The sequence below is a fragment of the Rhizobium sp. CSW-27 genome (assembly GCF_018760785.1).
In the GTDB taxonomy this organism is placed as follows: Bacteria; Pseudomonadota; Alphaproteobacteria; order Rhizobiales; family Rhizobiaceae; genus Neorhizobium.
The window spans coordinates 201678-227443 of the sequence record NZ_JAHHZO010000005.1 but is presented as its reverse complement, the minus strand read 5'-3'; the positions used below and the strand labels follow the sequence as shown (position 1 = coordinate 227443).

Here is a 25766-nt window from a genome sequence, read left to right as displayed (position 1 = left end):
GTCCTTGGGTTCTGGGCCTTGGGGCGCGATTACTTGAGAACGGGCGCGATCGTGGCGCAGGCTTCGCAGAGGCCGGCAACAGCACCGACGGACTTCTGGAAGGCCGCCTTTTCCTCGCCGTTGAGATCGATCTCGATGACGCGCTCGACGCCGCCGGCGCCAATGATGGTCGGCACGCCGACATACATGTCGTTGACGCCGTACTGGCCGGTCAGGTGTGCGGCGCAGGGCAGGACGCGCTTCTTGTCCTTGAGGAAGGATTCCGCCATCTCGATGGCCGAGGCAGCCGGGGCATAGTAGGCAGAGCCGGTCTTCAGCAGGCCGACGATTTCGGCGCCGCCGTCACGGGTACGCTGGATGATCTGCTCGAGGCGCTCCTCGGTGATCCAGCCCATCTTGACGAGGTCGGTCAGCGGGATGCCACCGATCGTGGAGTAGCGGGCGAGCGGCACCATGGTATCGCCATGACCGCCGAGAACGAAAGCCGTGACATCCTGAACCGAGACGTTGAACTCTTCCGAGAGGAACAGGCGGAAGCGGGCGGAGTCCAGAACACCGGCCATGCCGACAACCATGTTCTTCGGCAGGCCGGAGAACTTCTGCAGCGCCCAGACCATGGCATCGAGCGGGTTGGTGATGCAGATCACGAAGGCGTTCGGGGCGTACTTGGCAATGCCGGCGCCGACCTGTTCCATGACCTTGAGGTTGATGCCGAGCAGATCGTCGCGGCTCATGCCCGGCTTGCGGGGAACGCCGGCGGTGACGATGCAGACGTCGGCCCCTTCGATGGCTGCGTAATCGCTGGCGCCGGAGAGCTTGGCATTGAAGCCTTCAACCGGGCCGGACTGCGCGATGTCGAGGCCCTTGCCCTGCGGAATGCCGTCGGCAATGTCGAACAGGACGACGTCGCCCAGTTCCTTCAGGCTGGCCAGATGAGCCAGCGTGCCGCCGATCATGCCGGAACCAATAAGTGCAATCTTCTTGCGAGCCATCGAAATGCTTCCTCTCTATTGGAATGCACGGCCGGCATGCGATCTGTCGACCGGTTTCGGCCCATCGCATAGCCCTTGTGCCGAAAAATGGCAACCGATTATTTTGAGCGTAGCATTTTCAAACGGTTAGATACAAAAATTCTTACGTAAACGTAAGAATTTTGCTCAAGAAAACGTTAAGTTCCGCGCCGCTTTTCGTGATGCAGGCTCAGATAGTCCGGGCTGCGCATTTCGAACAGGCGGGAAATCGTCCGGTCAAACTCGAAGCCTTCGGTACCACGCCTTTCTGTCAGCAGTGCGTCAGGCGTGGCCGCCGCCGTCACGAAGAGACGCACCGTCTTGTCGTAGAGTGCATCGACGAGATTGATGAAACGTTTCGTCTGGTTGCGTTTTTCCGGACCCAGCAACGGCACGCCTTCGATGAAGACGACATCGTAGCGGGCGGCAATTTCGAGATAGTCGGCAGCACCCAGCGGATTTTCGCAGAGATCGGCAAAGCTGAAGCGCGCCGCACGACCGGCGGCACAGGGAACGCGGATGACGCGGCCCTTGCGCGGGATTTCGGAGGGCGCCGTCCTGGCACCGTCGGTCACCTGATGCCAGGCCGCCTCCATGGCGACCGAAGTCTCGCCGGTAAGCGGCGTCAGATAGACCGGCAGGCTTGCCAGCTTCTCCATGCGGTAGTCGGTCGGCGAGTCGAGCGTCGTGACATCGACATAGCGTTTCAGCAGATCGAGGAAGGGCAGGAACAGGCTGCGGTTCAGCCCCTCCCGATAGAGATCGTCCGGCGCCACATTGGAAGTGGCCACCAGCACGCAGCCGAGGGAGAAAAGCTCGGTGAACAGCCGGCCGAGGATCATCGCATCGGCGATGTCTGTCACGGAAAATTCGTCGAAGCACAGCAGTTCGGCCTCGGCAAACAGATCCGCCGCCACCGGAGGCACGGGATCGGCCTGCTTCGTCTCGCCCGCCTTCAGCTTCTGGCGATGGGCATGGATGCGGGCATGCACGTCTGCCATGAATTCGTGAAAATGGCAGCGGCGTTTCCTTGCCACCGGCGCCTTGGCAAAGAACATGTCCATCAGCATGGTCTTGCCGCGACCGACGGAGCCATAGACATAGAGGCCGCGAATGCCGGCCTCGCGCCGCTTGCTCTGCTTGGCAAACAGCCAGCCGAGAACGCTGCTCTTCTTGGCCGGCCGCTGTTCACGCAGTGCCGACAGCACCCGGTCGAGACGCTCCGCGACACCAAGCTGTGCCTTGTCGAGCGTCAGCGTGCCGGCGGCGACCATGGCTTTCAGCTCGTCGCCGACGCTGTGATTGTAATCGGGAAGGGATTCCATGCGACGCGCCCCTTGCGGCGGAAAGGCAGCGCCCTTCCGCCCGATGGCTTAGCGGGAGAGGCTGACGGGCTGTCCGGAATTGGTCGTGCCGTCGAAGCGGGTGTCGGCACTCTTGTAGACGCGGGCGATGACGTCGCCGGCGCGGCTCTTGAACAGGACGGTCTTGCCGTTGACTTCCCAGGACCCCATGGTCGTCAGGTCGCCGACGCAGCCGCGGGTACCGCCGCGCGATCCGCTGCCGAGATTGGTCAGCGTCAGGAACATGTCGCAGGTCGTGCCGGCGCTGGTGACGCGCCAGTTGCCCACCATGGATTCCTTGGTGACATCGAGTGCGGTTGCCGGGGCATCGGTGGAGCCGGGCGGCAGCGAGGCAACGGCCGTGTTGCTGCTGGGTGCGGCCGGGAACTGCGAAGGGTCACCGGCGACCGGTGCATCGAGCGTGCCCGACTGCACGGAGGGAACGGGCTGCGCCTGCAGCGGCGCCGGGCCCGGAAGGTTGCTGTAGGGATTGTAAGATGTACGCTGGCAGCCGGCCAGGGCAAGAGCAACCGCTACGCCGGTCACCACATATCTGAACTGCATCACAAAGCTCCCATACAACGAGCGCCGCACCCGGGCGCAACGGACGGCTGAATTATCGCCAAGAGGTGTGTCAAATCAAGCCGCGAAAGCCCGGCAACACGGCCGATCGGCCCCTTGCCCACGCAGATGGAACACATCTGCGCGAGGTCAAGGGTCGCATCGGTCATGCGTCAGACCCGGCGCTCCACCATCATCTTCTTGATTTCGGCAATCGCCTTGGCGGGATTGAGGCCCTTCGGACAGGTCTGGGCGCAGTTCATGATGGTGTGGCAGCGATAGAGACGGAAGGGATCTTCCAGATTGTCCAGACGCTCGCCCTTGGCCTCGTCGCGGCTGTCGATCAGCCAGCGATAGGCCTGCAGCAGCACGGCCGGGCCGAGGTAACGGTCGCCGTTCCACCAGTAGCTCGGACAGGAGGTGGAGCAGCAGGCGCACAGGATGCACTCGTAGAGGCCGTCGAGCTTCAGGCGATCCTCGTGGCTCTGCTTCCATTCCTTGGCCGGCGGCGGCGAGACCGTCTTCAGCCAGGGCTCGATGGAACGGTGCTGGGCGTAGAAATTGGTCAGATCCGGCACGAGGTCCTTCACCACCGGCATGTGCGGCAGCGGATAGATCTTCACGGTGCCGTTGACGTCGTCCATGCCCTTGGTGCAGGCGAGCGTATTGGCGCCATCGATGTTCATGGCGCAGGAACCGCAGATGCCTTCACGGCAGGAGCGGCGCAGCGTCAGCGTCGGGTCGATCTTGTTCTTGATGTAGAGCAGACCGTCGAGAACCATCGGACCGCAGTCATCGACGTCGATGAAATAGGTGTCGATGCGCGGATTCTGGCCGTCATCCGGGTTCCAGCGATAGATACGGAATTCCCGGAGGTTCTTGGCACCGGCCGGCTTCGGCCAGGTCTTGCCTTCGGTCATCTGGGAGTTTTTCGGGAGAGCAAGTTCAACCATTGCTGGACCTTCGATCCTCGGCGATCACCGCCGTTCTGTTTCCTAGGTTATAGTCATCCGGCACCCACGGCGCCATGGTTGCAGTCAAAAGAGTGTGAGGCCGCCCCTGGCAGGCCATCCAGTAGAGCGACAGCCGCTCCGCCAGACGCTGCAGCGACATGGCAAAACCACGCAGCGCGGACTTTCGCCCGCCGGCCTTCTTCGCCTTCAGGCTCGTCGCGATCACGCTTGCCGCGCCCGACTGCATGGCGATGAAGGGAGAGACATCCGCCACCTTCAGTCCGTGCCAGGACGGCGCCCACAGAAAATCGTCCGTGGGGATCAGCGCCTTGCCGATCCGCGCCAGCAGCCGTTCGGCCGCAGGCCGCGTCACGAGATAGGCTGCCGCCCCCGAGACCGGCCGCAGCGAGCGCACCAGCCGGTGATCCCGGAGCCGCGCCACCTCGATCGCCTTGCGGCCACCCTGGCGATAGATACCCTCGAGCTTCACCACGTCGGCGTCGAAACCGTCGCTCAGCAACTGGCTCACCACCGGTTCGAAGCCGGCGAGCGGCACCGCATCGTCTTCCAGCACGATCGCATGGCGGAAATCCGAGGCGAGAAACTGCCGCCAGGCCATCACATGGCCGCAGAGGCAGGCCTCTTCCGTCAGCATGAACAACCGGTTGCGGTGTGCGTTCCAGCCGACCGCTTCCGGCGGATAGGCAAGCGAGGTTCCCCGCACCGCCAGCACCTCGGCCGCGTCGCCGCGCGCATCGACCGCCCGCACCCGATGGATCGGCCAGGGCATGCCGGAAAAACCGCGTTCGATTGCGGCCCAGCGATCCGGCGAACGGTCGAGGTTGATGGCAAACAGCCCGAGGGGCCTCCCGCCGGGAGCGATCGTCGTCGCATCGATCGGAGAGGCCACCAGGTTCATCGTCAGTACACGCGTGCCTTCGGTTCGATCTTCACCGGATCGATGCCGTCGGCGATCAGGTCGGTGTGGACCGGACGGTAGTCCAGCTTCACCTCGCCTTCGGGCGACACCCAGGCCAGCGAATGCTTGCGCCAGTTGACGTCATCACGACCGCCGAACGCGCCTTCGGTATAATCCTCGCGCGCATGGCTGCCGCGGCTCTCCTTGCGGGCCTCGGCGCTGTAGACGGTGGTGATGGCGTTCGCCATCAGGTTCTGCAGCTCCAGCGTTTCGACCAGATCGGAGTTCCAGATCATCGAACGATCGGTGACCTTGATGTCCTTCATCTCGCCCCAGATCTCGGAGAGACGGCGGCAACCGCTTTCGAGCGATTCCTGCGTGCGGAACACGGCGGCATCTTCCTGCATGGCGCGCTGCATCTTGTCGCGAAGCACCGCCGTCGGCGTGCCGCCCGAGGCATGACGCAGGCCATCGAAGCGGTCCATGATCCTGTCGCAGGCCACCGTGTTGAGTGAGGGCACCGGCGCAGCGCGGTCAATGACCTGGCCGGCGCGGATGGCGGCGGCACGGCCGAACACCACGAGGTCGATCAGCGAGTTGGAGCCGAGACGGTTGGCGCCGTGCACCGACGCACAGCCGGCTTCGCCAACCGCCATCAGGCCCGGCAGCAGCCGTTCCGGATTTTCGCTGTCGGCATTCAGCACTTCGCCCCAGTAATTGGTCGGAATGCCGCCCATGTTGTAGTGAACGGTCGGCAGCACCGGGATCGGTTCGCGGGTGACGTCCACGCCGGCGAAGATCTTGGCGCTTTCCGAAATGCCCGGCAGGCGCTCGTGCAGAACCGCCGGATCCAGATGATCGAGATGCAGGAAGATGTGGTCCTTGTTCTTGCCGACGCCACGGCCCTCGCGGATTTCCAGCGTCATGCAGCGCGAGACGACGTCACGCGAGGCAAGGTCCTTTGCGGACGGCGCATAGCGCTCCATGAAGCGCTCGCCTTCGGAGTTGACGAGATAGCCGCCTTCGCCGCGCGCGCCTTCGGTGATCAGGCAGCCCGACCCGTAGATGCCGGTCGGGTGGAACTGCACGAATTCCATGTCCTGCAGCGGCAGGCCGGCACGCGCCACCATGCCGCCGCCGTCGCCGGTGCAGGTATGGGCGGACGTTGCCGAGAAATAGGCGCGGCCGTAACCGCCGGTCGCCAGAACCACCATCTTGGCCGCGAAGCGGTGGATGGTGCCGTCATCGAGGTTCCAGGCGACGACGCCGGTGCAGCGTCCGTCATCGGACATGATGAGGTCGATGGCGAAATATTCGATGAAGAATTCGGCATTGTTCTTCAGCGACTGGCCGTAGAGCGTGTGCAGGATGGCGTGACCGGTACGGTCGGCCGCCGCACAGGTGCGCTGCACCGGCGGGCCGGCGCCGAAATTCTGCATGTGGCCGCCGAACGGCCGCTGGTAGATCTTGCCCTCTTCATTACGGGAAAAGGGCACGCCGTAATGTTCCAGCTCATAGACCGCCTTCGGCGCTTCCATGACCATGTACTGCATGGCGTCCACGTCGCCCAGCCAGTCGGAGCCCTTCACGGTGTCGTAAAGGTGCCACTGCCAGCTGTCCGGCGTCATGTTCTGCAGCGAGGCCGCGATGCCACCCTGGGCCGCGACCGTGTGGGAACGGGTGGGGAAGACCTTGGTGATGCAGGCCGTCTTGAAGCCCTGCTCGGCCATGCCGAGTGTCGCGCGCAGGCCTGCGCCGCCGGCGCCTACGACGATGACGTCATAGGAATGGTCGACATAGGTGTAGGCCTTGCCGGTCTGCGCAATGGGGGTGATCGATGCCATGGAGTGTTATCCTGCGAATGCGATCTTCAGGGCGGCGAAGAGACAGAGCCCGCCGACGAGAAGCGAAAAGAAGGAATTGAGCATGAGAAGCGCCAGCTTCATCACTTCGGTATGGATGTAGTCCTGGATGATCTCTTCCATGCCGAGCTTCATGTGCACGATGCTGGCAATGATCGTCAGCGCATTGATCGTGGCGACGAAGGGATTGGAAAGCGCCGAGACGACCTCGGCATAGGGCTTGCCGGCATGCATGATCAGGAAGACCACGTAAAACAGCAGCAGCGGCACGAGCGCGATCGAGGTCGTGCGGACCTTCCAGAAATGCTCCGTGCCGCTCTTGGCCGAACCGAGGCCCCGGACCTTGCCGAGGGGAGTACGCATGTCCATCACTCTTCTCCTTACCGAACGATCAGCACCACCGCCCAGACAAGGACGGTCAGGCCGATGGAGGCAACCAGACTGGCATTGGCAAGCTTCGTGGAGAAATGCTTCTCGAAGCCGTAGCCGAGGTCCCACATGATGTGCCTGAGACCGCCCAGCATGTGATGGAAGATCGCCCAGGTGTAACCGAACAGGATGATCTGTCCTACGAAGGATCCGAAGAACCAGTTCACCCAGCTGAAGGCCTCTTCACCCGAGGCAGCGGCAATCAGCCACGCCGCCACCAGCACCGTGCCGGCATAGAGTGCGCCCCCGGTGATGCGGTGCACGATGGACATGGCCATGGTGGGGGTGAATCGGTAGATTTGAAGGTGCGGCGACAGCGGCCGATTTTTTGTCATATTCGCCATCATATCCTCGCGGCGTTCGGTGCGCATTCACGCGGGAGCGCGTCCGGCAATGCACCATGCCGTAAAGATGTGCATTGCATCATCGGGTGATTTAATCGCCGGACGACAAGACCACAAGCCGATTCCAGAAGGATTTTAAATTTAATCGATTGGGGTCGGTCGGGCCGGGCACGTCCGTATGCGTCATGCACCGGATCTACGTTAGCATGTGAAAATAGATCAGTTTTTCACGATGTTAGGCGCCATTGGACACGGTTTGTGTTAAGGCTTGCTTAAATGAACCAGGCAGGAGCCGCGCCATGAGGGCAACGAGCGCAACAGCCGGCACGATGGCCGCCATCCTTCTTCTAGCCGTCACCGCCGCGCAGGCGGGGGAAGATTCGGCAGCAAAGCACCGGAAGGGGCGACCAGAAAACGGGCATGCCGGCAACGGACATGGTGCAAACACAATGTTCCGCCGCGATATCGTCGGAGGCTCCGGCCTGCCCTCGGTCATCGGCGGTCTCGGCACCTTTGCCGGCAGCGTTTCCGCCGTCAGGGTCAGGGGCAACGGCCTCTATGTCGCAAGCGACCTGCAGGTGATGCCCGCAGCCGCTCCGCCGGCGCCCCGTGCAAGGATCATTACGGTCGCGGAAGGCGCCGATGCCTTCCTGCCGCGCCAGCCCTGCGCCTACGAGGCCGGCGTCTGCGTGATCCGCGGCGGGCGCTGAGGCAGCGGCCGCATCAGGCAAAACGCCAGACGGTGGTCTTCTTGATCTCGCTGTCTTCAAGCGCCCGGGTGACCGGCACCTGATAGGTGGCAAGCGCGAGCAGGCTTTCCTTCGGCAGATAGGCACGGCCGGGATCGCCGACGATGACGGTGCGCCCAGCGTCGGCAAGCGCCGTAAACCACGGCACGAGACGGTCCGCAAAGGTGCGGTCATAGAACACGTCGCCGGCCAGCACGACATCGGCATCGACCGCCCTGCCGACCAGATCCTCGCCGCAGAAGGTGAGCTCGACGCCATTGGCCCCGGCATTCAGCGCGACGGCGCTCTGCGTCCACGGATCGATATCGGTCGCGGTGACACCGGCCGCCCCTGCCCGCAGCGCGGCAATCGCCACGAGCCCGGAGCCGGTGGCGAAATCCAGCACATGGCGCCCGCGCACCACTTCCGGGTGATCGAGGATATAGCGGGAAAGCCCCTGCCCGCCCGCCCAGGCAAAGGCCCAGAAGGGCGGCGGCAGGCCGATCGCCTCCAGATCCTCTTCCGTCTTCAGCCAGAGATCATGCGCCTCGTCGGCCAGATAGAGGCTGATTTCCGGGACATGCGGCGGCGCCATGAGGCGTGTATTGGCGAGGATGAAGGCGCGGGGTTCGGTTTTCAGCGTGGCCCCCGTCAGTCCGGCGAGCGCGGCGGGTTCTCAAGCCCGCCCATGCGGCAGATCTCGAAATATTCCTCCTCCGTCACCGGCTGCACGGAGAGCCGCATGGAGGTCACCAGCGACATCTTTTCGAGCTTCGGGTTCGCCTTGACATCCTTCAGCGACACCGGCTTCGGCATGTCGCAGACGGCGCGGATATCGACGCAGTCCCAGCGCAGGTCACCCTCGGCGGTGGAATCGGGATGCGAGAGCGCGCAGACTTCGGTGATGCCGACGATCTCCAGCCCCTCGTTGGAATGGTAGAAGAAGCCCTTGTCGCCGATCTTCATGGCTCGCATGTTGTTGCGCGCCAGATAGTTGCGGACGCCGGTCCATTCCTCGCCGGCCTCGCCCTTGGCCTTCTGCATCGCCCAGGACCACTTGAAGGGTTCCGACTTGTAGAGCCAGTAGGATGCCATCTCTGCCTCACGCGCCCGGCTTGTTGAAGACCCAGTTGAAGGGCTTTACCTCGACCGAGGCAAACAGACCGGCCTTGGCGTAAGGGTCGGCATCGGCCAGCGCGCGGGCTTCCTCGATCGTGTCCGTCTCGACGATGACCAGGCTGCCGTTCGGCTTGCCCTCGGCATCGAGGAAGGGGCCGGCCATCTTCAGAATGCCCTTGTCGTTGAGCGCATTCAGATGATCGAGATGAGCCGGGCGGGTTTCCATGCGCACATGCAGATGATCGGGCTTGTCGGCGCAGACGAAGGCAAAGATGGCCATGGGACGTGTCTCCTTGGGCTATTCCGTGGTGATGGGGCGGGTCATCAGCTGTTCCATCGCGGTTGCGACGTCGAGCCGGCCCTCGATGATGGAAGCGACGGCAGCCGTGATCGGCAGGTCCACCTGATGGCGCTCGGCAAGGCTTGCGGCAATGGCCGCCGTGAAGGCGCCCTCGACCAGCAGCCCGCCCAGCGCATCGGCCGGCTCGCCCTGACCGAGCCCGATGCCGAAACGCAGATTGCGCGACTGATGGCTGGTTGCCGTCAGCACCAGATCGCCGAGGCCGGAAAGGCCGCGCACGGTTTCCGCCTGACCGCCCATGGCCGCCACCAATCGCGACATTTCCGCAAGACCGCGCGAAATCAGCGCGGCGCGGGCGGAATCGCCAAGGCCGGCGCCTTCCACGATGCCGCAGGCAATCGCCAGCACGTTCTTCAAGGCGCCGCCGAGCTGCACGCCGACGCGATCCGTCGAGGCATAGAGCCGGAAGGTGCGGCCGGACACCGCATGGGCGAGGCGTTCGGCCACAGACGGATCGCCGGCAGCGATCGCCATGGCCGTCGGCAGGCCACGGGCGATATCGGCCGCAAAACCGGGGCCGGAGAGAACCGCCACCGGATGGCGCGGCAGCGCCTGTTCCAGCACATCGGTCAGCAGGCGGCCGGTCGAGCGCTCGATGCCCTTGGCGCAGGTCACCACCAGCGCATCGGCGTGGAGATAGGGGCCGTAATGGCGCGCGGCATCGCCCTGCGCCTGCGAGGGCATGGCAAACAGCACGATGCTCGCATCGTAAAGCGCATCCGGCTCGGTGGAGAAATCCAGCGCATCGGGCAGCGGCACGCCCGGAAGGGCGGCATCATGCACCCTGTCATTGCGCAGATCCGCCATCAGCGACGGATCCCGGCCAAGCAGCGTGACGCCCGCCTTGCCTTCGAGCGCAATGACGGTGGCAAGCGCCGTGCCGAAGGCGCCGGCGCCGATAACGACGATCTTTTCCGTTCCGCTCATGCCTTGGCTCCCCGTTTTCCGGACCCGATCCGCGCGGCCGCCTCCGCATCCAGCGGCCAGCGGGAGCGCGGCGCCACCGCAATCGGATCGTCCGGCAGGCCGGCCGCCATGCGCTCCAGCCCCGCCCAGGCGATCATCGCCGCATTGTCGGTGCACAGCCGGATCGGCGGCGCGATGAAGGAAAAACCATGTGCGGCGCAAAGCTCCTGCAGCGTGGCGCGCAGAACCTGGTTGGCCGCGACACCGCCGGCCACCACCAGCGCCGGCCGCGGCTCGTCCGGATAGCGTTCGCGGAAGCGAGCAAGTCCGCGACCGATCCGGTCTTTCAGGGTGCGCGATATGGCGCGCTGGAAGGAGGCGCAGATATCGGCAATATCCTGCTCCGTCAGCGGCTGGATGGCGGTTGCCGCCTGACGCACCGCCGTCTTCAGGCCGGAAAAGGAAAAATCGAGGCGCGCTTCGCCCACCAGCGGACGCGGCAGGTCGAACCGTTCGGGGTCACCGGACCGCGCAGCCTTCTCCACGGCGGGGCCGCCGGGATAAGGCAAACCGAGCAGCTTGGCGGTCTTGTCGAAGGCCTCGCCGAGTGCATCGTCGATGGTGGTGCCCCAGCGCTCGTAATCGCCCACACCCTTGACGAGGACAAGCTGGGTATGGCCGCCGGAGACGAGCAGCATCAGATAGGGAAAGGAGAGGCCGTCGGTCAGCCGCGCCGTCAGCGCATGGCCTTCCAGATGGTTGACGGCATAGAGCGGCTTGCCGGCCGCCATGGCGATCGCCTTGCCGGTCATCAGCCCGACCAGCAGGCCGCCGATCAGGCCCGGGCCGGCGGTGGCCGCCACCGCGTCGATCTCCTGCAGGGAAACGCCGGCGCGGGTGAGCGCTTCCGCAACAAGGCCATCGAGCGCTTCCACATGGGCGCGAGCGGCGATTTCCGGAACGACACCGCCAAAGGCGCTGTGTTCCTCGAGCTGCGACAAAACGACGTCCGAGACGATCTCGCCGCGGCCGTCCGCATGCCGCAAAACCACGGCGGCCGCCGTTTCGTCGCAGCTGGTTTCAATGCCGAGGATGCGCAGGGAAGAGGTCATGAAGCGTCAGGTTGAATTGCGGTGCCCGCCAAAGCCGGTTACGAAGCTGACGGGTAACAATGGATGACGACAGATGCAAACAAAACCTTTCCGGATCGGCACGCGCGGCAGCCCGCTGGCGCTGGCCCAGGCTTCTGAAACGCGCGCCCGACTGATGGCGGCGCACGGGCTTCCGGAAGACATGTTCGAAATCGTGGTGCTCTCCACCAAGGGCGACCGCATCACCGACCGCGCGCTTTCGGAAGTGGGCGGCAAGGGGCTGTTCACCGAGGAACTGGAAGCCCAGCTTTTGACCGGCGAGCTGGATTTTGCCGTGCACTCCTCCAAGGACATGCCGACCGTGCTGCCGGAGGGGCTGGAGCTTTCCGCCTTCCTGCCGCGCGAGGATTTCCGCGATGCCTTCATCGGCCGCACCGCGCCGACGCTTTCCGCACTGCCGGATGGCGCTGTGGTGGGCTCCTCCTCGCTGCGCCGCCAGGCGCTGATCCGCCGCCGCCGGCCGGACATTTCCGTCATCACCTTCCGCGGGCTGGTGGAAACCCGCCTGCGCAAGCTGGAAGAGGGGCAGGTGGATGCCACGCTTCTGGCGCTTGCCGGGCTGAACCGTCTCGCCATGGCCGATGTCGTGACCGAACTGATGGATCCGGAGGAGTTTCCGCCGGCGCCGGCGCAAGGGGCGATCTGCGTCGAAAGCCGGATCGGCGACAGGCGGGTGCTGGACCTGCTGGAGGCAATCAACGACCGGCAGACATGGGACGCGGTGAGTTGCGAGCGGGCCTTCCTGGCGGCGCTGGACGGAAGCTGTCGCACGCCGATCGCGGGCTATGCAATCTGCGACGGCGACCACCTGACATTCTCCGGCCTGATCCTGACACCGGACGGCCGGCAGGAACATGCGGTGCAGGTGGACGGCAGGCGCAGCGACGCGGTGGCGCTGGGACACAGAGCCGGGACCACGGTGCGCACCGCCGCCGGCCCCGCCTTCTTCTCCGACTGGACCTGACGGGCCATGCGGGTGATCGTGACCCGGCCTTCGGCGAGCGCACGGCGAACGGCGGACAAGCTCCGCCGTCTCGGGCATCAGCCGATCCTGCTGCCGGTCATGGAACCCGTGCATTATCCGGAGGCCATCGCTGCGGCACTTCTGACCCCGCACCGGGGTCTGGCCATCACCAGTGCAGAGGCGGTGCGGGCGCTGGAGGGTCTCGATCTCGCCGCGCATCATGGCACGCCGGTCTTCGCCGTGGGCGAGGCGACTGCCGACGCCGCGCGGCAGGCAGGTTTCCGCCACGTCGAGGCGGGCCCCGGCACCGGCGAGGCGCTGGCAAGGCTGATCATCGACAGGGCCGCGCAGGACCTGCTTTATCTGGCGGGCAATCCGCGTTCACCGGCCTTCGAGGCCGGGCTTTCCGCCGCAGGCATTCGGTCCACCACCGTCGAGGCCTATGCGATGCGGGAGGTGGCCTGGAGCGCCGAGGCCGTGCAGGCGCTGTCGCCCCTGCCGGAGGCTCTGCTGCTCTATTCAAAAGAAGCGGCGCGACATGTCTTTGCCCGGCTAACGCCCTGGCTGGCACAAAGGCGCGATCATGTATTCCATGTTCTGTGCCTCAGTCCGCAGGTGGCGGAGGCTGTCCCGCAAAAAGACATGATCGAACGGCATGTCGCGGACCAGCCGGACGAGGACCAGCTTCTCCTTCTTCTTTCGTCGTGCGGGGGAACCAAAATCCGCTGAGCCTCTTTCCATCCGTCGTCCGGCTGACTAGGTTCGAACAAGACAGTCCAGAATGAGGTTGCCATGGTTTCCGACAAGCCGCCCCGCCGCTCCCGTTCGGGAAAGACACCGGTCACGATCGATGCGGCAGCCGAGGAGACGAAAGCTGCGGAAGCGCCTGTCGTCGCAGAGCCCGTGCGCAGCGATGATACGGACGCGGTGACGCCGGCCGCCGAGGCACGGGCTCAGAGCATGCCGGCAGACGGTGATGCCGCTGCGCCGGAGGCCGCCGCCCTTGCGCCGTCCCCCGAGGAGCGCGAGGCGACCGCACCGCGGGCTGACGACGGGGCACCGGCAGAGCCGGCGCCCTCCGACACCTCCGATATCTGGACAACATCCGCCACGACCACCGCAGAGCCCGCCCCTTCCTCCGGCACCACGGATGCCGGTGAGGTTCCGCCTGAGGCGTGGCAGACCACTGATGCAGCAGAGCAAACGCCTTCATCCGGGCCAAGCGCACCGCAGAAGACGGAGAGCGAAACGCGAAGCGCGGCACCGGCAAGCCCTGCCCCTGCAGCACGCCAAAATGCTTCAGGCCCGAAAACATCGGCCATGATCGCTTCCGGCATCCTGGGTGGCATCGTGGCGCTCGCGCTGGCCGGCAGCATGCAATATGCCGGCTACCTGCCGGGGCTCGATCCGCAACGGACAGGCGCGACCCCGGCAGCGCTTGAGGAGTTGCGTCGGGAGATTGCCGATCTGCGCGCCGCCCCGCGCGCCGACAATCCGGATCTTGCTGCCCGCGTTCAGGCGCTGGAAAGCTCCATCGGCAACAACGGCCCCTCGCAGGAGATGGTCGCCGAACTGCAGCAGATGAAGGGCGATCTCGACGCGCTGAAATCTGCGCTGCAGGCGCAGGGCGCCAATGATTCCGAGCTCGGCCAGCGGCTTGAGGCCCTGACCGAAAAAGTGAACCAGCCGGGCCGCGAGCAGGCGGTGGCAAGGGCTCTGGCGGCGGCAGCCCTGAAGGCGGCCACCGAACGTGGCGGCTCCTTCCAGGCCGAGCTTCAGACCTATTCCGAGGTGGCTCCCGACGATCCGGCCGTCGAGGGGCTTCGCTCCTATGCCGCCGATGGCGTGCCGACGCGCGCCGATCTGGCCCGTCGTCTTCCGGCAGCGGCGGATGCTATGCTCGATGCGGCGCATCAGCCGGTCGAGGGACAATCGGTGACCGAGCGGCTTCTGGCCAGCGCCATGCGCATGGTGCGCGTGCGCCCCGTCGGCGAGGTGGCAGGCGAAACGCCGGAAGCCATCGTGGCACGCCTGGAAGAGCGGGTGAAAAACGGCGACCTGAAGGCGGCGGTTGGCGAATGGAACACGCTGCCCGAGGCCTCCCGCCAGGCCGCCTCCTCCTTCAAGCAGGCGCTCGACGCGCGCATTGCGGTGGATGACCTGATGAACGGCACACTGACGCGGGCCATGGCCAGCGCCGGCGCCAACGGCTGAGGAGAGCCTGCATGATCCGTCTTTTCCTGTTCGCCGTCGTCACGCTGGCTCTCGGCTGGAGCTTTTCCTGGCTCGCCGACCGGCCGGGCCTGATCACCCTCACCTGGCAGAGCATGCAGATCGAGACCAGCCTGATGGTGGCGGCGACCGCCATCGTTGCGCTGGTGTTTGCCGTGATGTTCGTCTGGTGGCTGATCCAGACGATCTGGACCTCGCCGCATTCGGTGCGCCGCTTCTTCCGCGCCCGCAAGCGCGACCGGGGCTATCAGGCGCTGTCCACCGGCCTGATTGCCGCCGGTGCCGGCAATGCGCTGCTCGCCCGCAAGATGAGTGCGCGCGCCCGCGGCCTGCTGCGCGCCGACCAGGAACCGCTGATCCAGCTGCTGGAGGCGCAGACCGCGCTGATCGAAGGCCGCCATGACGAGGCGCGCGAAAAATTCGAAAAGATGGCCGAGGATCCGGAAACGCGCGAACTGGGGCTTCGCGGCCTTTACATGGAAGCGCGCCGCCTCGGCGCCAACGAGGCGGCCCGCCAGTATGCCGAGACGGCGGTGGAGAACGCCCCCTACCTGCCCTGGGCCGCGGAAGCGACGCTCGAATATCGCTGCCAGGCCGGCCGCTGGGAGGATGCGATCCGCCTGCTCGACCAGCAGAAGATTGCCAATGTCATCGAACGCAAGCAGGCCGATCGCTGGAAGGCGGTGCTGCTGACGGCACGTGCCACCGAGCGCCTGGAAGGCGACCCGAAGGGGGCGCGCGACGATGCCAAGGCCGCCCTGAAGCTCGCCAGGGATCTGGTGCCGGCCGGCATCATCGCCGCCAAGGCCTATCTGCGCGAAGACAATCTGCGCAAGGCGGCAGCCATTCTGGAAAATCTCTGGAAGATCGCCCCGCATCCGCAGCTTGCCGAGGCCTATCTGCGTGCCCGCAGCGGCGACAGCGCCGCAGACCGCCTGAAGCGCGCCGAAAAGCTGGAAGCGCTGAAGCCGAACAATCCGGAATCCCTGCTGGCGGTCGCCCAGGCGGCCCTCGATACCAAGGATTTCAAGCGTGCCAGGGAAAAGGCGGAGGCGGCCCTGCGCATGGACCCGCGCGAGGGCAGCTATCTGCTGCTCGCCGACATCGAGGAGAACGAGACCGGCGACCAGGGCCGCGTGCGCCACTGGCTGAACCAGGCATTGCGCGCGCCGCGCGATCCGGCCTGGGTGGCGGATGGTTTCGTCTCCGAGCGCTGGCTGCCGCTCTCGCCGGTGACAGGCCGCCTCGATGCCTTCGAATGGAAACGCCCCTTCGGCCAGCTGGAGGGTCCGGTCGAGGAGGGCTCGCTGGCCGCCGAGACCGCCATTGCCAACCTGCCGCCGGTCGCAAGGACCGAGGTGCCCGCAGAGCCGCGGCTCGACCCGGCTGCAGCATCCGACGCTGCGCCGGCAGAACCGGCCCGGGCACCGAGCCTGACCGTGGTCGCCGGCGGCGAGGCATCGGCTAGGCCTTCGGCCGAAAAGCCGGAGGCCCCGAAGGCTGCTGCACCGGCGCGGGAGGAGACCGCAGACCCCTTCAACGGTCGTCCACCCGATGATCCGGGCGTCAAGGACAGGGAGGCCGTGGCCGAACCAGCGACACGTCTGAAACTGTTCTGAGGTGCTGATGTTCGACCGTATCCTCGACTTCTTCCAGGACCTGGCCGGCGACCGGCCGCACAACGAATTTGCACCCGACGACCCGCGCGTTGCCTTCGTTGCGCTCTGCTTCCAGGTGATGGAAGCGGACGGCACCGTCTCCGACAGCGAGAAGAACCGCCTGCACGATCTGCTGCGCGACCGCTACCAGCTCGACAAGGCGCATCTCGAGCGCCTGATAGCGGCCGGACGCGAGGCAGGCTCGGAAGCGGTTGACTATTATCGCTTTACCTCCGATCTTAAACGACACCTCACGCCGGATGATGCCGTGGCGCTGGTGGGTGCCCTCTGGGACCTCGTCTATGCCGACGGCGAACGCAGCGAGATGGAAGATCACGTGATTTGGAGGATCGCCGATCTTCTGGGCGTCTCGGCCCGCGACCGGGTGCTGGAGCGGCAGAAGGTGGCCGCGCGAACCGTGGGAGGCGATACGGGAGGAGACTGAGGATAGACCGGATGCTGATGAACCCGTCGCAACGCAGTGAGAAAAATCCCGTTCTCGTTGTCCTCCACCAGGAACGTTCCTCGCCCGGCCGCGTCGGGCAGATGCTTGTCGAGAAGGGGTTTCGGCTCGACATCCGCCGTCCCGCACTGGGCGATCCCCTGCCTCACACGCTGGCCTGTCATTCCGGCGCCGTGATCTTCGGCGGGCCGATGAGCGCCAATGATCCCGACCCTTTCGTAAAGGCGGAGATCGACTGGATCTCGGTGCCGCTCAGGGAAAACAAGCCCTATCTCGGCATCTGTCTCGGGGCGCAGATGATGGTGAAGAATCTCGGCGGCCGGGTCGGACCCGACCGGGAGGGAATGACCGAAATCGGCTGGTATCCGCTGCGGGCCACCGAGCACGGGCGCCTGATCATGTCCTGGCCGCGCATGGTCTATCACTTCCACCGCGAGGGCTTTGACGTGCCGCGCGGCGTGGAGCTGCTGGCGGAAGGCGATGCCTATCCGCACCAGGCGATCCGCTATGGCGACAATGCCTGGGGCGTGCAGTTCCACGCGGAGCTGACGCGCGCCATGATGCACAGCTGGGTGGTGCGCGGCGCCTCGCGCTTCGTGCTGCCGAACGCCCAGCAGGGGCGCGAGCATCTGGAAGGGCGGATGATCTTCGATGCGCCGCTGAAGGCGTGGCTCTGGAGCTTCCTCGACCTCGTCTTCCAGCGCCCGGTGTTCGAGGTTGAACGTGCCCGCAGCCGCCCGAAACTGGAAGCGGCATTTTCCTGACCAAAGTTGCCTCGCCGCGCCGGCCTGCCGGGGCGGCGCTCAGGGATTGGACGGCGCGTCGAGGTTGTCGATCCGGCGCAGCTTCGGGAAGCCGAGCGCCCAGATGATGGCAACCGCCAGCGTGCCGAAGCCGCCGATGACCACGGCCGGCACCGCACCGATCAGATGCGCCATGGTGCCGGCGCGGAACTCGCCCAGCTCGTTGGAGGCCCCGACGAACACCATGTTGACGGCGTTCACGCGCCCGCGCACCTCATCCGGCGTCCACAGCATGATGAGGCTTTCCCGGACATAGACCGAGATCATGTCGGAGGCGCCCATCAGCATCAGCGCGCCGATCGAGAGCCAGGCCGTCTGCGACAGGCCGAAGACCACCGTGCCGATGCCGAACAGCGCGACGCCGACGAACATTGCGACACCGGCATGCTTGCGGATCGGATAGGCGGCGAGCAGGAGGGCCACCACGATTGCCCCGATGCCGGGCGCCGAGCGCAGCAGGCCGAGCCCCCAGGGACCGAGATCCAGCACATCGCGGGCAAAGACCGGCATCAGCGCGACCGCGCCGCCGAGCAGCACGGCAAACAGATCGAGAGAAATCGCGCCCAGCACCACCTTTTCGCTCCAGATGAAGCGGAAGCCGGCAAGGATGGTGGACCAGCTGACGGCCTTGGAGGCCGCACGCTGCGCCGGCTTCGGGATGCTGATGATCAGGACCGCTGCGCCCAGCATGAAGAGGAGCGCGGTGGAATAGGCCGCGACCGCGCTGGCGCCATAGAGCAGGCCACCCGCAACGGGGCCGAGAATGGAGGCCGTCTGCCAGGAGGAGGAATTCCAGGCAATCGCATTCGGCAGGTCCTGTTCCGGCACCAGATTGGGCGCCAGCGACTGGACCGCCGGCCCCATGAAGGCACGCTCCACGCCGAAGACGAGAAGGATGCCGAACACCGGCCAGGGCGAGAAGCTGTGGGTCAGCGTCAGCGCCAGAAGGGCGGCCGTGCACAGGCTGCCGAGCATCAGGCAGGCGGCCACGATGGCGCGCCGGTTATAGCGATCGGCAACCGAGCCGGTGACGAGGATCAGCAGTAGCGACGGCAGGAACTGGAACAGGCCGATCAGGCCGAGATACAGCGCATTGCCCGTGACATCGTACATCTGCCAGCCAACGGACACGCTGACGATCTGGATGGCAAAGGCGGCAAGGAAGCGGCTGAAGAAGAAGCGTGCGTAGGAACTGTGGCGGAAGGCGGCGAACCGGTCGCCGGAGGCGGGAATGGACATCGGGGGTCGCTTTCGAGGCGCCGCCTCACCCGCGGCCGCCCGTTAAACATGATTTGCCATGGGCATTGCCAGAGCACTTGCCGCTTAGTTCGCCAATGTCTACATGTCTGTCAACTACAGATATGGAGTTCTGGATGACTGCGCTGTTTCAGACCATCGACCTGGCCTTGAACCTCTACACATGGGTGCTCATCGTCGGCGCCATCTTCTCCTGGCTGTATGCGTTCAACGTGATCAATTCGCACAACCAGGTGGTCAACTCCATCGGCACCATGCTGTACAATCTGACCGAGCCGGCGCTTCGGCCGATCCGTCGCGTGATGCCGGATCTCGGTGGCATCGACATCTCGCCGGTGATCCTGCTTTTGATCATCTTCTTCGTCCGCTCGCTGATGTGGACGACAATCGCGCCGATCTTCACGCAGTGAACGCGGCCAAGGGCTTTGCCGATCACGTGAGACTGGCCGTCCGCCTGACGCCGAACGCCTCCCGCGACGGGATCGAGGGGCTGGAGACGGCGGCGGATGGGGAATGCTGGCTGAAGGCGCGCGTGACCGCCGTGCCGGAAGACGGCAAGGCCAACAAGGCGCTGATCCAGCTGATGGCCAAGGCGCTGCGGCTTCCCAAATCCTCGATCTCCCTCATCGCAGGCGAAACGGCGCGCAAAAAAATCCTCCGGATCGAGGGCGACCCGGAGGATCTGATGAGAAGGCTCGACCAGCTGCTTGCGCGCTGATTACTTCTGAGCCTTGTAGCGCTCGATGGCTTCGACGATCAGGCGCTTGGCCACCGTCACATCCTGCCAGCCACCGATCTTCACCCATTTGCCGGGCTCCAGATCCTTGTAGTGCTCGAAGAAGTGCTCGATCTGCTTCAGCGTGATTTCCGGCAGGTCGGTGTAGTTGTGGATCTTGTCGTAGCGCTGGGTCAGCTTCGGAACCGGCACGGCGAGGATCTTCTCGTCCTTGCCACCGTCATCTTCCATGATCATCACGCCGATCGGGCGAACGGCAATCACGCAGCCCGGCACGAGCGGACGGGTGTTGCAGATGAGAACGTCGACGGGGTCGCCATCTTCCGACAGCGTGTGCGGCACGAAGCCGTAATTGCCCGGATAGGTCATCGGCGTGTACAGGAATCGGTCAACGATCAGCGCGCCGGCTTCCTTGTCCATCTCGTACTTGATCGGATGGCCGCCGACCGGCACTTCAACGATGACGTTGACGTCGTCCGGCGGGTTCTTGCCGATCTTGATTGCATCAATACGCATGTGTTTCCCCGAAAGCGTTGGATGGTGACGCCTCGATACTGGGAAAATCCTTGCATTGCAACATGATCATAAAGATGAGATCGCGGGCATTGACAATGTCGCGATCACTCTGCCGGAACAGTTGTCGCACGCCGTGATCAGGGCCAGACGAAACCGATCTTGCGCAGGCGCACGTCGGCGAAATCCTCCATGCCCTCCGCGAGATCGAGCCCGCCATGCCGGCGGAAGAAGCGGATGGCATGTTCGCTGTCTTCCAGGCACCAGACCACAAGCCCGTTGCAGCCCAGCGACTTGAGCAGGCGCCGCGCCTCGCCGAACAGGCGGCGGCCAAGCCCGATGCCCTGGAATTCGGGACGCAGGTAGATCTCGTAGATCTCGCCATCCTGCGGCAGGGCCCGCGCGCGGTTCAGCCCGATGGTGGCATAGCCGGCGATCGTGCCGGCGACATCGAGGACGAGAAGCGTTGCCGGCCCGCGAGCCGCGCGTCGCCACCAGGTCTCGCCGCGCCGCTCCAGCATCTCGGTCAGCGGGCGGTGCGGGATAAGCCCCGCATAGGCCTGGCGCCAGGCTTCGCGGTGAACCTCGGACACCTCGGCTGCATCCAGCGGCTCGGCTCGCCGCACCTCGATGGACAATGTCTTCATGACACCACTCTGAACCAGTCGCCGCCCCTCCATCATTCCACGGGGGAACGACGGTGCGGCCCACGAACGTCCTGCGTGTCGCCGCGTTCCAAAGTTAACGCTTTTTTAATCTGGCGAACAAGCCCGCCGGCAAAGCGGCGCACACAAAAAAAGCCCCGGATTTTGCCGGGGCTTTTTCAAGGATCACTCTGACAGATCAGGCGACGCGCGACTTTTCGAAGCGCTTGCGATCGTTCGGGTCGAGATACATCTTGCGCAGACGGATCGACTTCGGCGTGACTTCCATCAGCTCGTCGTCCTGGATCCAGGAGAGCGCGCGGTCGAGCGTCATGCGGATCGGCGGGGTGAGCTTCACGGCTTCATCCTTGCCGGCGGCGCGGATGTTGGTGAGCTGCTTGCCCTTCAAAACGTTGACTTCGAGGTCGTTATCGCGGGAGTGGATGCCGATGATCATGCCCTGATAGACCTTTTCACCCGGCTCGATGATCATCGGGCCACGGTCTTCCAGGTTGAACATGGCATAGGCGACAGCCTCGCCCGAACCGTTCGACAGGAGAACGCCGTTGTTGCGGCCGGCGATCGCGCCCTTGAACGGCTGGTAGCTGTGGAACAGGCGGTTCATGATCGCCGTGCCGCGGGTATCGGTCAGGAGTTCCGACTGATAACCGATGAGGCCGCGGGTCGGTGCCAGGAACTTCAGGCGCACGCGGTTGCCGCCGGAGGGGCGCAGTTCCGTCATTTCGGCCTTACGTTCGGACATCTTCTGCACGACGACGCCGGAATGTTCCTCATCGACGTCGATGACGACTTCCTCGATCGGCTCCATCGTTTCACCGGTCGTCTCGTCCTTGTGCATGACGACGCGCGGACGCGACACGGCAAGTTCGAAACCTTCGCGGCGCATGGTTTCGATCAGAACGGCGAGCTGGAGTTCGCCGCGGCCGGACACGAAGAACGAATCCTTGCCTTCGGCTTCCTCGATCTTGAGCGCGACGTTGCCTTCGGCTTCCTTGAACAGACGGTCGCGGATAACGCGGCTCGTCACCTTGTCGCCTTCGGTGCCAGCCAGCGGGCTGTCGTTGACGATGAAGGACATGGTGACCGTCGGCGGGTCGATCGGCTGCGCGGTCATGGCTTCGGTGACGGAGGGGTCACAGAAGGTATCGGCAACGGTACCCTTGGAGAGACCGGCGATCGCAACGATATCGCCCGCATGCGCTTCTTCGATCGCCGTACGCTCAATGCCGCGGAAGGCGAGGATCTTGGAAATACGGCCGGTTTCGATGGTCTTGCCATCCTGGCCCAGAACCTTGACGGCCTGGTTCGGCTTGATCGAACCGGAGGCGATGCGGCCGGTGATGATGCGGCCGAGGAAGTTGTTGGCTTCCAGGATCGTGCCGATCATGCGGAACGGGCCTTCTTCGACCGTCGGCTCCGGCACGTGCTTCAGGACGAGATCGAGAAGCGGCGCAAGGCCTTCTTCCTTCGGACCTTCCGGGCTGACGTTCATCCAGCCATCGCGGCCCGAACCGTAGAGGATCGGGAAGTCGAGCTGCTCGTCGGTGGCGTCGAGGTTGGCGAAGAGGTCGAAGACCTCGTTGATCACTTCCTCATGACGGCCGTCCGGACGGTCGATCTTGTTGATCGCGACGATCGGGCGAAGACCGACCTTGAGCGCCTTGGAGACCACGAACTTGGTCTGCGGCATCGGGCCTTCAGAGGAATCGACGAGAACGATCGCGCCATCCACCATCGAGAGGATACGCTCGACTTCGCCGCCGAAGTCGGCGTGGCCGGGGGTGTCGACGATGTTGATGCGCACACCCTTCCACTCCACCGAGGTGGCCTTGGCGAGAATGGTGATGCCGCGTTCCTTTTCGAGGTCGTTCGAATCCATGACGCGTTCTGCAACGCGCTGGTTTTCGCGGAACGAGCCGGACTGCTTCAGAAGTTCGTCGACGAGGGTCGTTTTTCCATGGTCAACGTGCGCGATGATCGCGATGTTGCGAAGTGCCATATCGGTTTCTCTGGGGCTGTGGCGCACGCCGGGAGCTCTACGCGCCAAATTTCGTTGGCGCGCTCATACCCTGTTTTTCGCATTTGCGAAAGGGGGCGGCTGAACGCACGGTTAAAGGGCGGGGTTGCAGGACGCATCATCCGCCGCCGCCCTGGTAGCGATCGAGGCAGAACCGCCAGAAGGCGGCGGCCACGATGACGGAAAGCGGGCCGGCCGCAAGAGCCGCCATCTCCGCAGCGGCGCCCAGATAGGGCACCGGCCGCGCAAGCAGCACCGAAACCGGCACATAGGCCATGTAGGCCAGCGGAATGACGGAGAGCAGCGCGATCTGGAAGGGGGCCGCGAAAATGCTGGCCGGATAACGCGACAGCTCCCAGAAATCGAAATAGATGCCGAACAGGTAGCGCGCCCGGCCAAGCAGCATGGCACAGGCACCGATGATGGTGATCATCGAGGCGGTGATCAGCGCCGCACTGACAAGGCCGCCCCCGAAAAGGACAAGGGCCTCGGGCGTCCACACGATGGAGAGCTGCGGCAGCGCCCAGGCAATCAACCCGGCCCCCAGCACGACATGACCGCCATATTCGATGTTGAAGCCGGAAAAGACCAGATAGGCCCAGGGGTTCAGCGGCCGGACCAGCAGCGTGTCGAATTCACCACCCAGCACGATTTCCTCCATGCGCCTCAGCTGCACCAGCGTGAAGCAGGCGCCGAGCGCATAGCCGAGCGTGTGGAAGCCGAGCAGCAGCGCCATCTGCGGCCAGGTCCAGCCGCCGACGTTCTCGAAGCGGGTGAGGATCAGCCAGATCTGCGTGAAGACGCCGGCATAACCGAAAGCCTGTGCCACCCAGGCGATCACCAGGCTGGCCCGGAATTCCAGCCGGGTGCGCACCCTGAGCCGGACGAGATAGACAAGCAGCGACAGCGTTTCGCGCATTCTTCAGCCTCCCTGCACCACGACCTGCCCGCAGGCCCGCGACCAGACGAAGGCGACGCCAAGGCCGAGCACCACGGCCCAACCGCTGCCGGCGGCAAGCGACAGCGCGGAGGCCGCCAGATCGCGCTCGCCGAGATAGACCGCCATCGGCTGATAGGTGATCCAGGAGAAGGGCAGCGCATGCGCCACCTGCGCAAATCCGCTCGGAAAGAACCAGATCGGCACCAGCCCGCCGGAAAGCACCGCCAGCAGGCCGCGCATGAACCATTCCAGCGAATGCGCATCGAAGACCCAGAAGGACAGAAGGCCGATGAGGATCGCCGTCGTCATCAGAATGGCAAGCGATACCACCACATGGCCGAGAAACAGCAGCGCATGGCCGAGGCTTGCCGGCGGCTCGATGCCGTAGATCAGGCCCATGATGACGATGACGGGCGCCGAGACCAGCAGCCAGTCGAAGAAGCGCACGCCGAGCTGCTCGGCCAGCAGCATCAGCGGATAGCCGACCGGCCTCAGCAGCGAGCTGCCGATGGCGCCGGTGCGGATCGTCGCGCCGACATCGCGCACGATCATGGTGGCATCCCAGCTGGAGAGAACCGTGCCGCCGATCAGCGCATAGGTGATCATCTGCGAGAGCGTGATGCCGTAGAGAGAGGGATGCGCGCCAAAGGCCGCCTGCCAGATGGAAATGCGGGCGAGGATTTCGACGAGACCGCCGAGGATGCGGATGATGTTGCGGGAGCGATGCTCGGCCTCGCGGCGGAAGGCGGCGCGGATGAGGGCAAGGAAGGCGCTCATGCCGCCCTCCCCGTCTCGATCCTTCTCTGGTAATGGGTGCGGATGATCTCCTCGATACCCGGCTCGTGCAGCCGCACATCGCGCAGGTCCGCATCGGCCTGAAGCGCTGCCAGCAGTTCCACCAGCGAGCGGCCGTCATCGTTCAGCAGGAAGTGGCGCACATGCCCCTCGCCGCCATCGGGCTCGGCATCGGCGAGCCGCACGAAGGCGGGCTCGCGGACGAACTCCAGAACGAGGCGACGCCGCGCCCCGAACCGGGCGCGCAACTCCCCCACGGCGCCATCGAACAGCAGCTTGCCCTCGTCCACCATGATCAGGCGGGGGCAGATCTCCTCGATGTCCTGCAGGTCATGGGTGGTGAGGATGATCGTGGTGCCGCGTTCGCGGTTGATGCGCGAGAGGAACTTGCGCACCACGTCCTTGGCGACCACGTCGAGGCCGATGGTCGGCTCGTCGAGGAAGAGGATCTTCGGATCATGCATCAGCGCCATGGCAATCTCGGCGCGCATGCGCTGGCCGAGGCTCAGGTGCCGCACCGGCCGCTCCAGGAAGGAGGCAAGCCCCATCATCTCGCTGAGGTCGGCGCGATTGCGGGCGAAGACCTCGGACGGTACGCGGTACATGCGCCGGTGCAGCTCGAAGCTTTCCGACAGCGGCAGCTCCCACCACAACTGGGTGCGCTGGCCGAAGACCACGCCGATCTGGCGGGCGTTCTCCACCCGGTTCGCCTGCGGATGACGGCCGAGCACCGTCACCGCGCCGGACGACGGGGCCAGGATGCCGGTCAGCATCTTGATCATCGTCGACTTGCCGGCGCCGTTCGGGCCGAGATAGCCGACCGCCTCCCCCGCCTCGATGGCAAAGGAAATGCCATCGACCGCGCTTACCGGCCGCGTGACAGGAGCGACGAGATCGTGCAGGCCGCCGAACAGGCCGGGCCGGCGCACCCGCTGGCGAAAGATCTTGGCGACATGCTGGGCGCTGATGATGGGGGCCATGGCGGGGTGTCCTTGGAAAGGAACTCCCCACTAGGAGAGTCGCATGAAGCTTATGCG

29 protein-coding genes are annotated in these 25766 nt (G+C 64.9%); 9 read left to right on the top strand and 20 right to left on the bottom strand.

The window, feature by feature from the left end; translation table 11 throughout:
- Positions 1-29: 29 nt before the first annotated feature.
- From mdh to sdhC, 8 genes are all read right to left on the bottom strand, one after another.
- Positions 30-992 carry a malate dehydrogenase gene (mdh, locus tag KLP42_RS12470; protein ID WP_215567059.1) on the bottom strand — a complete coding sequence of 321 codons (963 nt, stop codon included), beginning with the start codon at positions 990-992 and terminating at the stop codon, positions 30-32.
- A 176-nt stretch (positions 993-1168) separates the two neighbouring features.
- Positions 1169-2335, bottom strand: a complete 1167-nt coding sequence (gene zapE, locus KLP42_RS12465; protein ID WP_215567058.1) for a cell division protein ZapE — start codon at positions 2333-2335, stop codon at positions 1169-1171.
- Between the two features lie 48 nt (positions 2336-2383).
- Positions 2384-2917 carry a protease inhibitor Inh/omp19 family protein gene (locus KLP42_RS12460; RefSeq protein WP_215567057.1) on the bottom strand — a complete coding sequence of 178 codons (534 nt, stop codon included), beginning with the start codon at positions 2915-2917 and terminating at the stop codon, positions 2384-2386.
- A gap of 170 nt (positions 2918-3087) precedes the next feature.
- Positions 3088-3867 carry a succinate dehydrogenase iron-sulfur subunit gene (locus KLP42_RS12455; protein ID WP_215567056.1) on the bottom strand — a complete coding sequence of 260 codons (780 nt, stop codon included), beginning with the start codon at positions 3865-3867 and terminating at the stop codon, positions 3088-3090.
- On the bottom strand, positions 3860-4777 hold the full coding sequence (locus tag KLP42_RS12450) for a glycosyltransferase family 25 protein (RefSeq protein ID WP_215567055.1): 918 nt from the start codon (positions 4775-4777) through the stop codon (positions 3860-3862). The genes KLP42_RS12455 and KLP42_RS12450 overlap by 8 nt, the downstream gene beginning before the upstream one ends.
- Before the next feature lie 11 nt (positions 4778-4788).
- Positions 4789-6630 carry a succinate dehydrogenase flavoprotein subunit gene (gene sdhA, locus KLP42_RS12445; RefSeq protein ID WP_215567054.1) on the bottom strand — a complete coding sequence of 614 codons (1842 nt, stop codon included), beginning with the start codon at positions 6628-6630 and terminating at the stop codon, positions 4789-4791.
- A gap of 6 nt (positions 6631-6636) precedes the next feature.
- Positions 6637-7017 carry a succinate dehydrogenase, hydrophobic membrane anchor protein gene (gene sdhD, locus KLP42_RS12440; protein ID WP_215567053.1) on the bottom strand — a complete coding sequence of 127 codons (381 nt, stop codon included), beginning with the start codon at positions 7015-7017 and terminating at the stop codon, positions 6637-6639.
- A gap of 11 nt (positions 7018-7028) precedes the next feature.
- On the bottom strand, positions 7029-7421 hold the full coding sequence (gene sdhC / locus KLP42_RS12435) for a succinate dehydrogenase, cytochrome b556 subunit (protein ID WP_215567052.1): 393 nt from the start codon (positions 7419-7421) through the stop codon (positions 7029-7031).
- A gap of 299 nt (positions 7422-7720) precedes the next feature.
- Here sdhC and KLP42_RS12430 point away from each other — a divergent pair, with 299 nt between their 5' ends.
- The gene (locus KLP42_RS12430; RefSeq protein ID WP_215567051.1) at positions 7721-8131 is read left to right on the top strand and encodes a hypothetical protein; all 411 of its coding nucleotides are present in this window, start codon (positions 7721-7723) and stop codon (positions 8129-8131) included.
- A gap of 13 nt (positions 8132-8144) precedes the next feature.
- On the opposite strand, the gene KLP42_RS12425 is transcribed toward KLP42_RS12430, so the two are convergent.
- Genes KLP42_RS12425 through tsaD form a run of 5 tightly spaced genes read right to left on the bottom strand, consistent with a single transcriptional unit; the run spans position 8145 to position 11647 of the window.
- Entirely contained in the window at positions 8145-8789 is a 645-nt protein-coding gene (locus tag KLP42_RS12425) for a class I SAM-dependent methyltransferase (RefSeq protein ID WP_215567176.1), read from the bottom strand.
- A gap of 11 nt (positions 8790-8800) precedes the next feature.
- Entirely contained in the window at positions 8801-9244 is a 444-nt protein-coding gene (locus KLP42_RS12420) for an EVE domain-containing protein (RefSeq protein WP_215567050.1), read from the bottom strand.
- Between the two features lie 7 nt (positions 9245-9251).
- Positions 9252-9548: a YciI-like protein gene (locus KLP42_RS12415; protein WP_215567049.1), complete on the bottom strand. Its 297-nt coding sequence runs from the start codon at positions 9546-9548 to the stop codon at positions 9252-9254.
- A gap of 18 nt (positions 9549-9566) precedes the next feature.
- Positions 9567-10556, bottom strand: coding sequence for an NAD(P)H-dependent glycerol-3-phosphate dehydrogenase (locus KLP42_RS12410; RefSeq protein ID WP_215567048.1), 990 nt, complete (start codon positions 10554-10556; stop codon positions 9567-9569).
- The gene (tsaD, locus tag KLP42_RS12405; protein WP_215567047.1) at positions 10553-11647 is read right to left on the bottom strand and encodes a tRNA (adenosine(37)-N6)-threonylcarbamoyltransferase complex transferase subunit TsaD; all 1095 of its coding nucleotides are present in this window, start codon (positions 11645-11647) and stop codon (positions 10553-10555) included. Before tsaD ends, KLP42_RS12410 begins: the two co-directional genes overlap by 4 nt.
- A gap of 73 nt (positions 11648-11720) precedes the next feature.
- Between tsaD and hemC the strand changes: the two genes are divergently transcribed.
- From hemC to KLP42_RS12375, 6 genes are all read left to right on the top strand, one after another.
- A complete protein-coding gene (hemC, locus tag KLP42_RS12400; protein ID WP_215567046.1) occupies positions 11721-12650 on the top strand; it encodes a hydroxymethylbilane synthase in 930 nt (309 codons plus the stop codon).
- Positions 12651-12656: 6 nt separating this feature from the next.
- Positions 12657-13379: a uroporphyrinogen-III synthase gene (locus KLP42_RS12395; RefSeq protein WP_215567045.1), complete on the top strand. Its 723-nt coding sequence runs from the start codon at positions 12657-12659 to the stop codon at positions 13377-13379.
- A 63-nt stretch (positions 13380-13442) separates the two neighbouring features.
- Positions 13443-14864 (top strand): COG4223 family protein, encoded by a 1422-nt coding sequence (locus tag KLP42_RS12390; protein WP_215567044.1) that lies wholly within the window; start codon positions 13443-13445, stop codon positions 14862-14864.
- 11 nt (positions 14865-14875) lie between these two features.
- On the top strand, positions 14876-16501 hold the full coding sequence (locus KLP42_RS12385) for a heme biosynthesis protein HemY (RefSeq protein ID WP_215567043.1): 1626 nt from the start codon (positions 14876-14878) through the stop codon (positions 16499-16501).
- A gap of 7 nt (positions 16502-16508) precedes the next feature.
- Entirely contained in the window at positions 16509-16985 is a 477-nt protein-coding gene (locus tag KLP42_RS12380; RefSeq protein WP_215567042.1) for a tellurite resistance TerB family protein, read from the top strand.
- 11 nt (positions 16986-16996) lie between these two features.
- On the top strand, positions 16997-17767 hold the full coding sequence (locus KLP42_RS12375) for a glutamine amidotransferase (RefSeq protein ID WP_215567041.1): 771 nt from the start codon (positions 16997-16999) through the stop codon (positions 17765-17767).
- A 39-nt stretch (positions 17768-17806) separates the two neighbouring features.
- Here the strand turns inward: KLP42_RS12375 and KLP42_RS12370 are convergent, their stop codons facing one another.
- Positions 17807-19045 carry an MFS transporter gene (locus KLP42_RS12370; RefSeq protein WP_215567040.1) on the bottom strand — a complete coding sequence of 413 codons (1239 nt, stop codon included), beginning with the start codon at positions 19043-19045 and terminating at the stop codon, positions 17807-17809.
- Positions 19046-19179: 134 nt separating this feature from the next.
- Between KLP42_RS12370 and KLP42_RS12365 the strand changes: the two genes are divergently transcribed.
- Positions 19180-19473 (top strand): YggT family protein, encoded by a 294-nt coding sequence (locus KLP42_RS12365; protein WP_215567039.1) that lies wholly within the window; start codon positions 19180-19182, stop codon positions 19471-19473.
- Positions 19470-19781 (top strand): DUF167 domain-containing protein, encoded by a 312-nt coding sequence (locus tag KLP42_RS12360; protein WP_215567038.1) that lies wholly within the window; start codon positions 19470-19472, stop codon positions 19779-19781. The genes KLP42_RS12365 and KLP42_RS12360 overlap by 4 nt, the downstream gene beginning before the upstream one ends.
- Here KLP42_RS12360 and ppa read toward each other — a convergent pair whose 3' ends face one another.
- The 6 genes from ppa to KLP42_RS12330 form a co-directional block, all read right to left on the bottom strand.
- Positions 19782-20315 carry an inorganic diphosphatase gene (gene ppa, locus KLP42_RS12355; RefSeq protein ID WP_215567037.1) on the bottom strand — a complete coding sequence of 178 codons (534 nt, stop codon included), beginning with the start codon at positions 20313-20315 and terminating at the stop codon, positions 19782-19784. It abuts the gene before it with no gap.
- Between the two features lie 137 nt (positions 20316-20452).
- Entirely contained in the window at positions 20453-20959 is a 507-nt protein-coding gene (locus tag KLP42_RS12350; RefSeq protein WP_215567036.1) for a GNAT family N-acetyltransferase, read from the bottom strand.
- Between the two features lie 196 nt (positions 20960-21155).
- Positions 21156-22976: a translational GTPase TypA gene (typA, locus tag KLP42_RS12345; protein ID WP_215567035.1), complete on the bottom strand. Its 1821-nt coding sequence runs from the start codon at positions 22974-22976 to the stop codon at positions 21156-21158.
- Between the two features lie 136 nt (positions 22977-23112).
- Complete coding sequence (locus tag KLP42_RS12340; RefSeq protein WP_215567034.1) at positions 23113-23913, bottom strand: ABC transporter permease; 801 nt, start codon at positions 23911-23913, stop codon at positions 23113-23115.
- A 3-nt stretch (positions 23914-23916) separates the two neighbouring features.
- The gene (locus KLP42_RS12335) at positions 23917-24711 is read right to left on the bottom strand and encodes an ABC transporter permease (protein ID WP_215567033.1); all 795 of its coding nucleotides are present in this window, start codon (positions 24709-24711) and stop codon (positions 23917-23919) included.
- Positions 24708-25709 carry an ABC transporter ATP-binding protein gene (locus tag KLP42_RS12330; protein WP_215567032.1) on the bottom strand — a complete coding sequence of 334 codons (1002 nt, stop codon included), beginning with the start codon at positions 25707-25709 and terminating at the stop codon, positions 24708-24710. The genes KLP42_RS12335 and KLP42_RS12330 overlap by 4 nt, the downstream gene beginning before the upstream one ends.
- Between the last annotated feature and the right edge of the window lie 57 nt (positions 25710-25766).

Excerpts from the sequence above, each read along its gene's own strand:
- mdh (WP_215567059.1), bottom strand. The coding sequence starts at position 992 with ATGGCTCGCAAGAAGATTGCACTTATTGGTTCCGGCATGATCGGCGGC.
- zapE (WP_215567058.1), bottom strand. The coding sequence starts at position 2,335 with ATGGAATCCCTTCCCGATTACAATCACAGCGTCGGCGACGAGCTGAAA.
- KLP42_RS12460 (WP_215567057.1), bottom strand. The coding sequence starts at position 2,917 with ATGCAGTTCAGATATGTGGTGACCGGCGTAGCGGTTGCTCTTGCCCTG.
- KLP42_RS12455 (WP_215567056.1), bottom strand. The coding sequence starts at position 3,867 with ATGGTTGAACTTGCTCTCCCGAAAAACTCCCAGATGACCGAAGGCAAG.
- sdhA (WP_215567054.1), bottom strand. The coding sequence starts at position 6,630 with ATGGCATCGATCACCCCCATTGCGCAGACCGGCAAGGCCTACACCTAT.
- sdhD (WP_215567053.1), bottom strand. The coding sequence starts at position 7,017 with ATGGACATGCGTACTCCCCTCGGCAAGGTCCGGGGCCTCGGTTCGGCC.
- sdhC (WP_215567052.1), bottom strand. The coding sequence starts at position 7,421 with ATGGCGAATATGACAAAAAATCGGCCGCTGTCGCCGCACCTTCAAATC.
- KLP42_RS12430 (WP_215567051.1), top strand. The coding sequence starts at position 7,721 with ATGAGGGCAACGAGCGCAACAGCCGGCACGATGGCCGCCATCCTTCTT.
- KLP42_RS12420 (WP_215567050.1), bottom strand. The coding sequence starts at position 9,244 with ATGGCATCCTACTGGCTCTACAAGTCGGAACCCTTCAAGTGGTCCTGG.
- KLP42_RS12415 (WP_215567049.1), bottom strand. The coding sequence starts at position 9,548 with ATGGCCATCTTTGCCTTCGTCTGCGCCGACAAGCCCGATCATCTGCAT.
- KLP42_RS12410 (WP_215567048.1), bottom strand. The coding sequence starts at position 10,556 with ATGAGCGGAACGGAAAAGATCGTCGTTATCGGCGCCGGCGCCTTCGGC.
- tsaD (WP_215567047.1), bottom strand. The coding sequence starts at position 11,647 with ATGACCTCTTCCCTGCGCATCCTCGGCATTGAAACCAGCTGCGACGAA.
- hemC (WP_215567046.1), top strand. The coding sequence starts at position 11,721 with ATGCAAACAAAACCTTTCCGGATCGGCACGCGCGGCAGCCCGCTGGCG.
- KLP42_RS12395 (WP_215567045.1), top strand. The coding sequence starts at position 12,657 with ATGCGGGTGATCGTGACCCGGCCTTCGGCGAGCGCACGGCGAACGGCG.
- KLP42_RS12390 (WP_215567044.1), top strand. The coding sequence starts at position 13,443 with ATGGTTTCCGACAAGCCGCCCCGCCGCTCCCGTTCGGGAAAGACACCG.
- KLP42_RS12385 (WP_215567043.1), top strand. The coding sequence starts at position 14,876 with ATGATCCGTCTTTTCCTGTTCGCCGTCGTCACGCTGGCTCTCGGCTGG.
- KLP42_RS12380 (WP_215567042.1), top strand. The coding sequence starts at position 16,509 with ATGTTCGACCGTATCCTCGACTTCTTCCAGGACCTGGCCGGCGACCGG.
- KLP42_RS12375 (WP_215567041.1), top strand. The coding sequence starts at position 16,997 with ATGCTGATGAACCCGTCGCAACGCAGTGAGAAAAATCCCGTTCTCGTT.
- KLP42_RS12370 (WP_215567040.1), bottom strand. The coding sequence starts at position 19,045 with ATGTCCATTCCCGCCTCCGGCGACCGGTTCGCCGCCTTCCGCCACAGT.
- KLP42_RS12365 (WP_215567039.1), top strand. The coding sequence starts at position 19,180 with ATGACTGCGCTGTTTCAGACCATCGACCTGGCCTTGAACCTCTACACA.
- ppa (WP_215567037.1), bottom strand. The coding sequence starts at position 20,315 with ATGCGTATTGATGCAATCAAGATCGGCAAGAACCCGCCGGACGACGTC.
- KLP42_RS12350 (WP_215567036.1), bottom strand. The coding sequence starts at position 20,959 with ATGAAGACATTGTCCATCGAGGTGCGGCGAGCCGAGCCGCTGGATGCA.
- typA (WP_215567035.1), bottom strand. The coding sequence starts at position 22,976 with ATGGCACTTCGCAACATCGCGATCATCGCGCACGTTGACCATGGAAAA.
- KLP42_RS12340 (WP_215567034.1), bottom strand. The coding sequence starts at position 23,913 with ATGCGCGAAACGCTGTCGCTGCTTGTCTATCTCGTCCGGCTCAGGGTG.
- KLP42_RS12335 (WP_215567033.1), bottom strand. The coding sequence starts at position 24,711 with ATGAGCGCCTTCCTTGCCCTCATCCGCGCCGCCTTCCGCCGCGAGGCC.
- KLP42_RS12330 (WP_215567032.1), bottom strand. The coding sequence starts at position 25,709 with ATGGCCCCCATCATCAGCGCCCAGCATGTCGCCAAGATCTTTCGCCAG.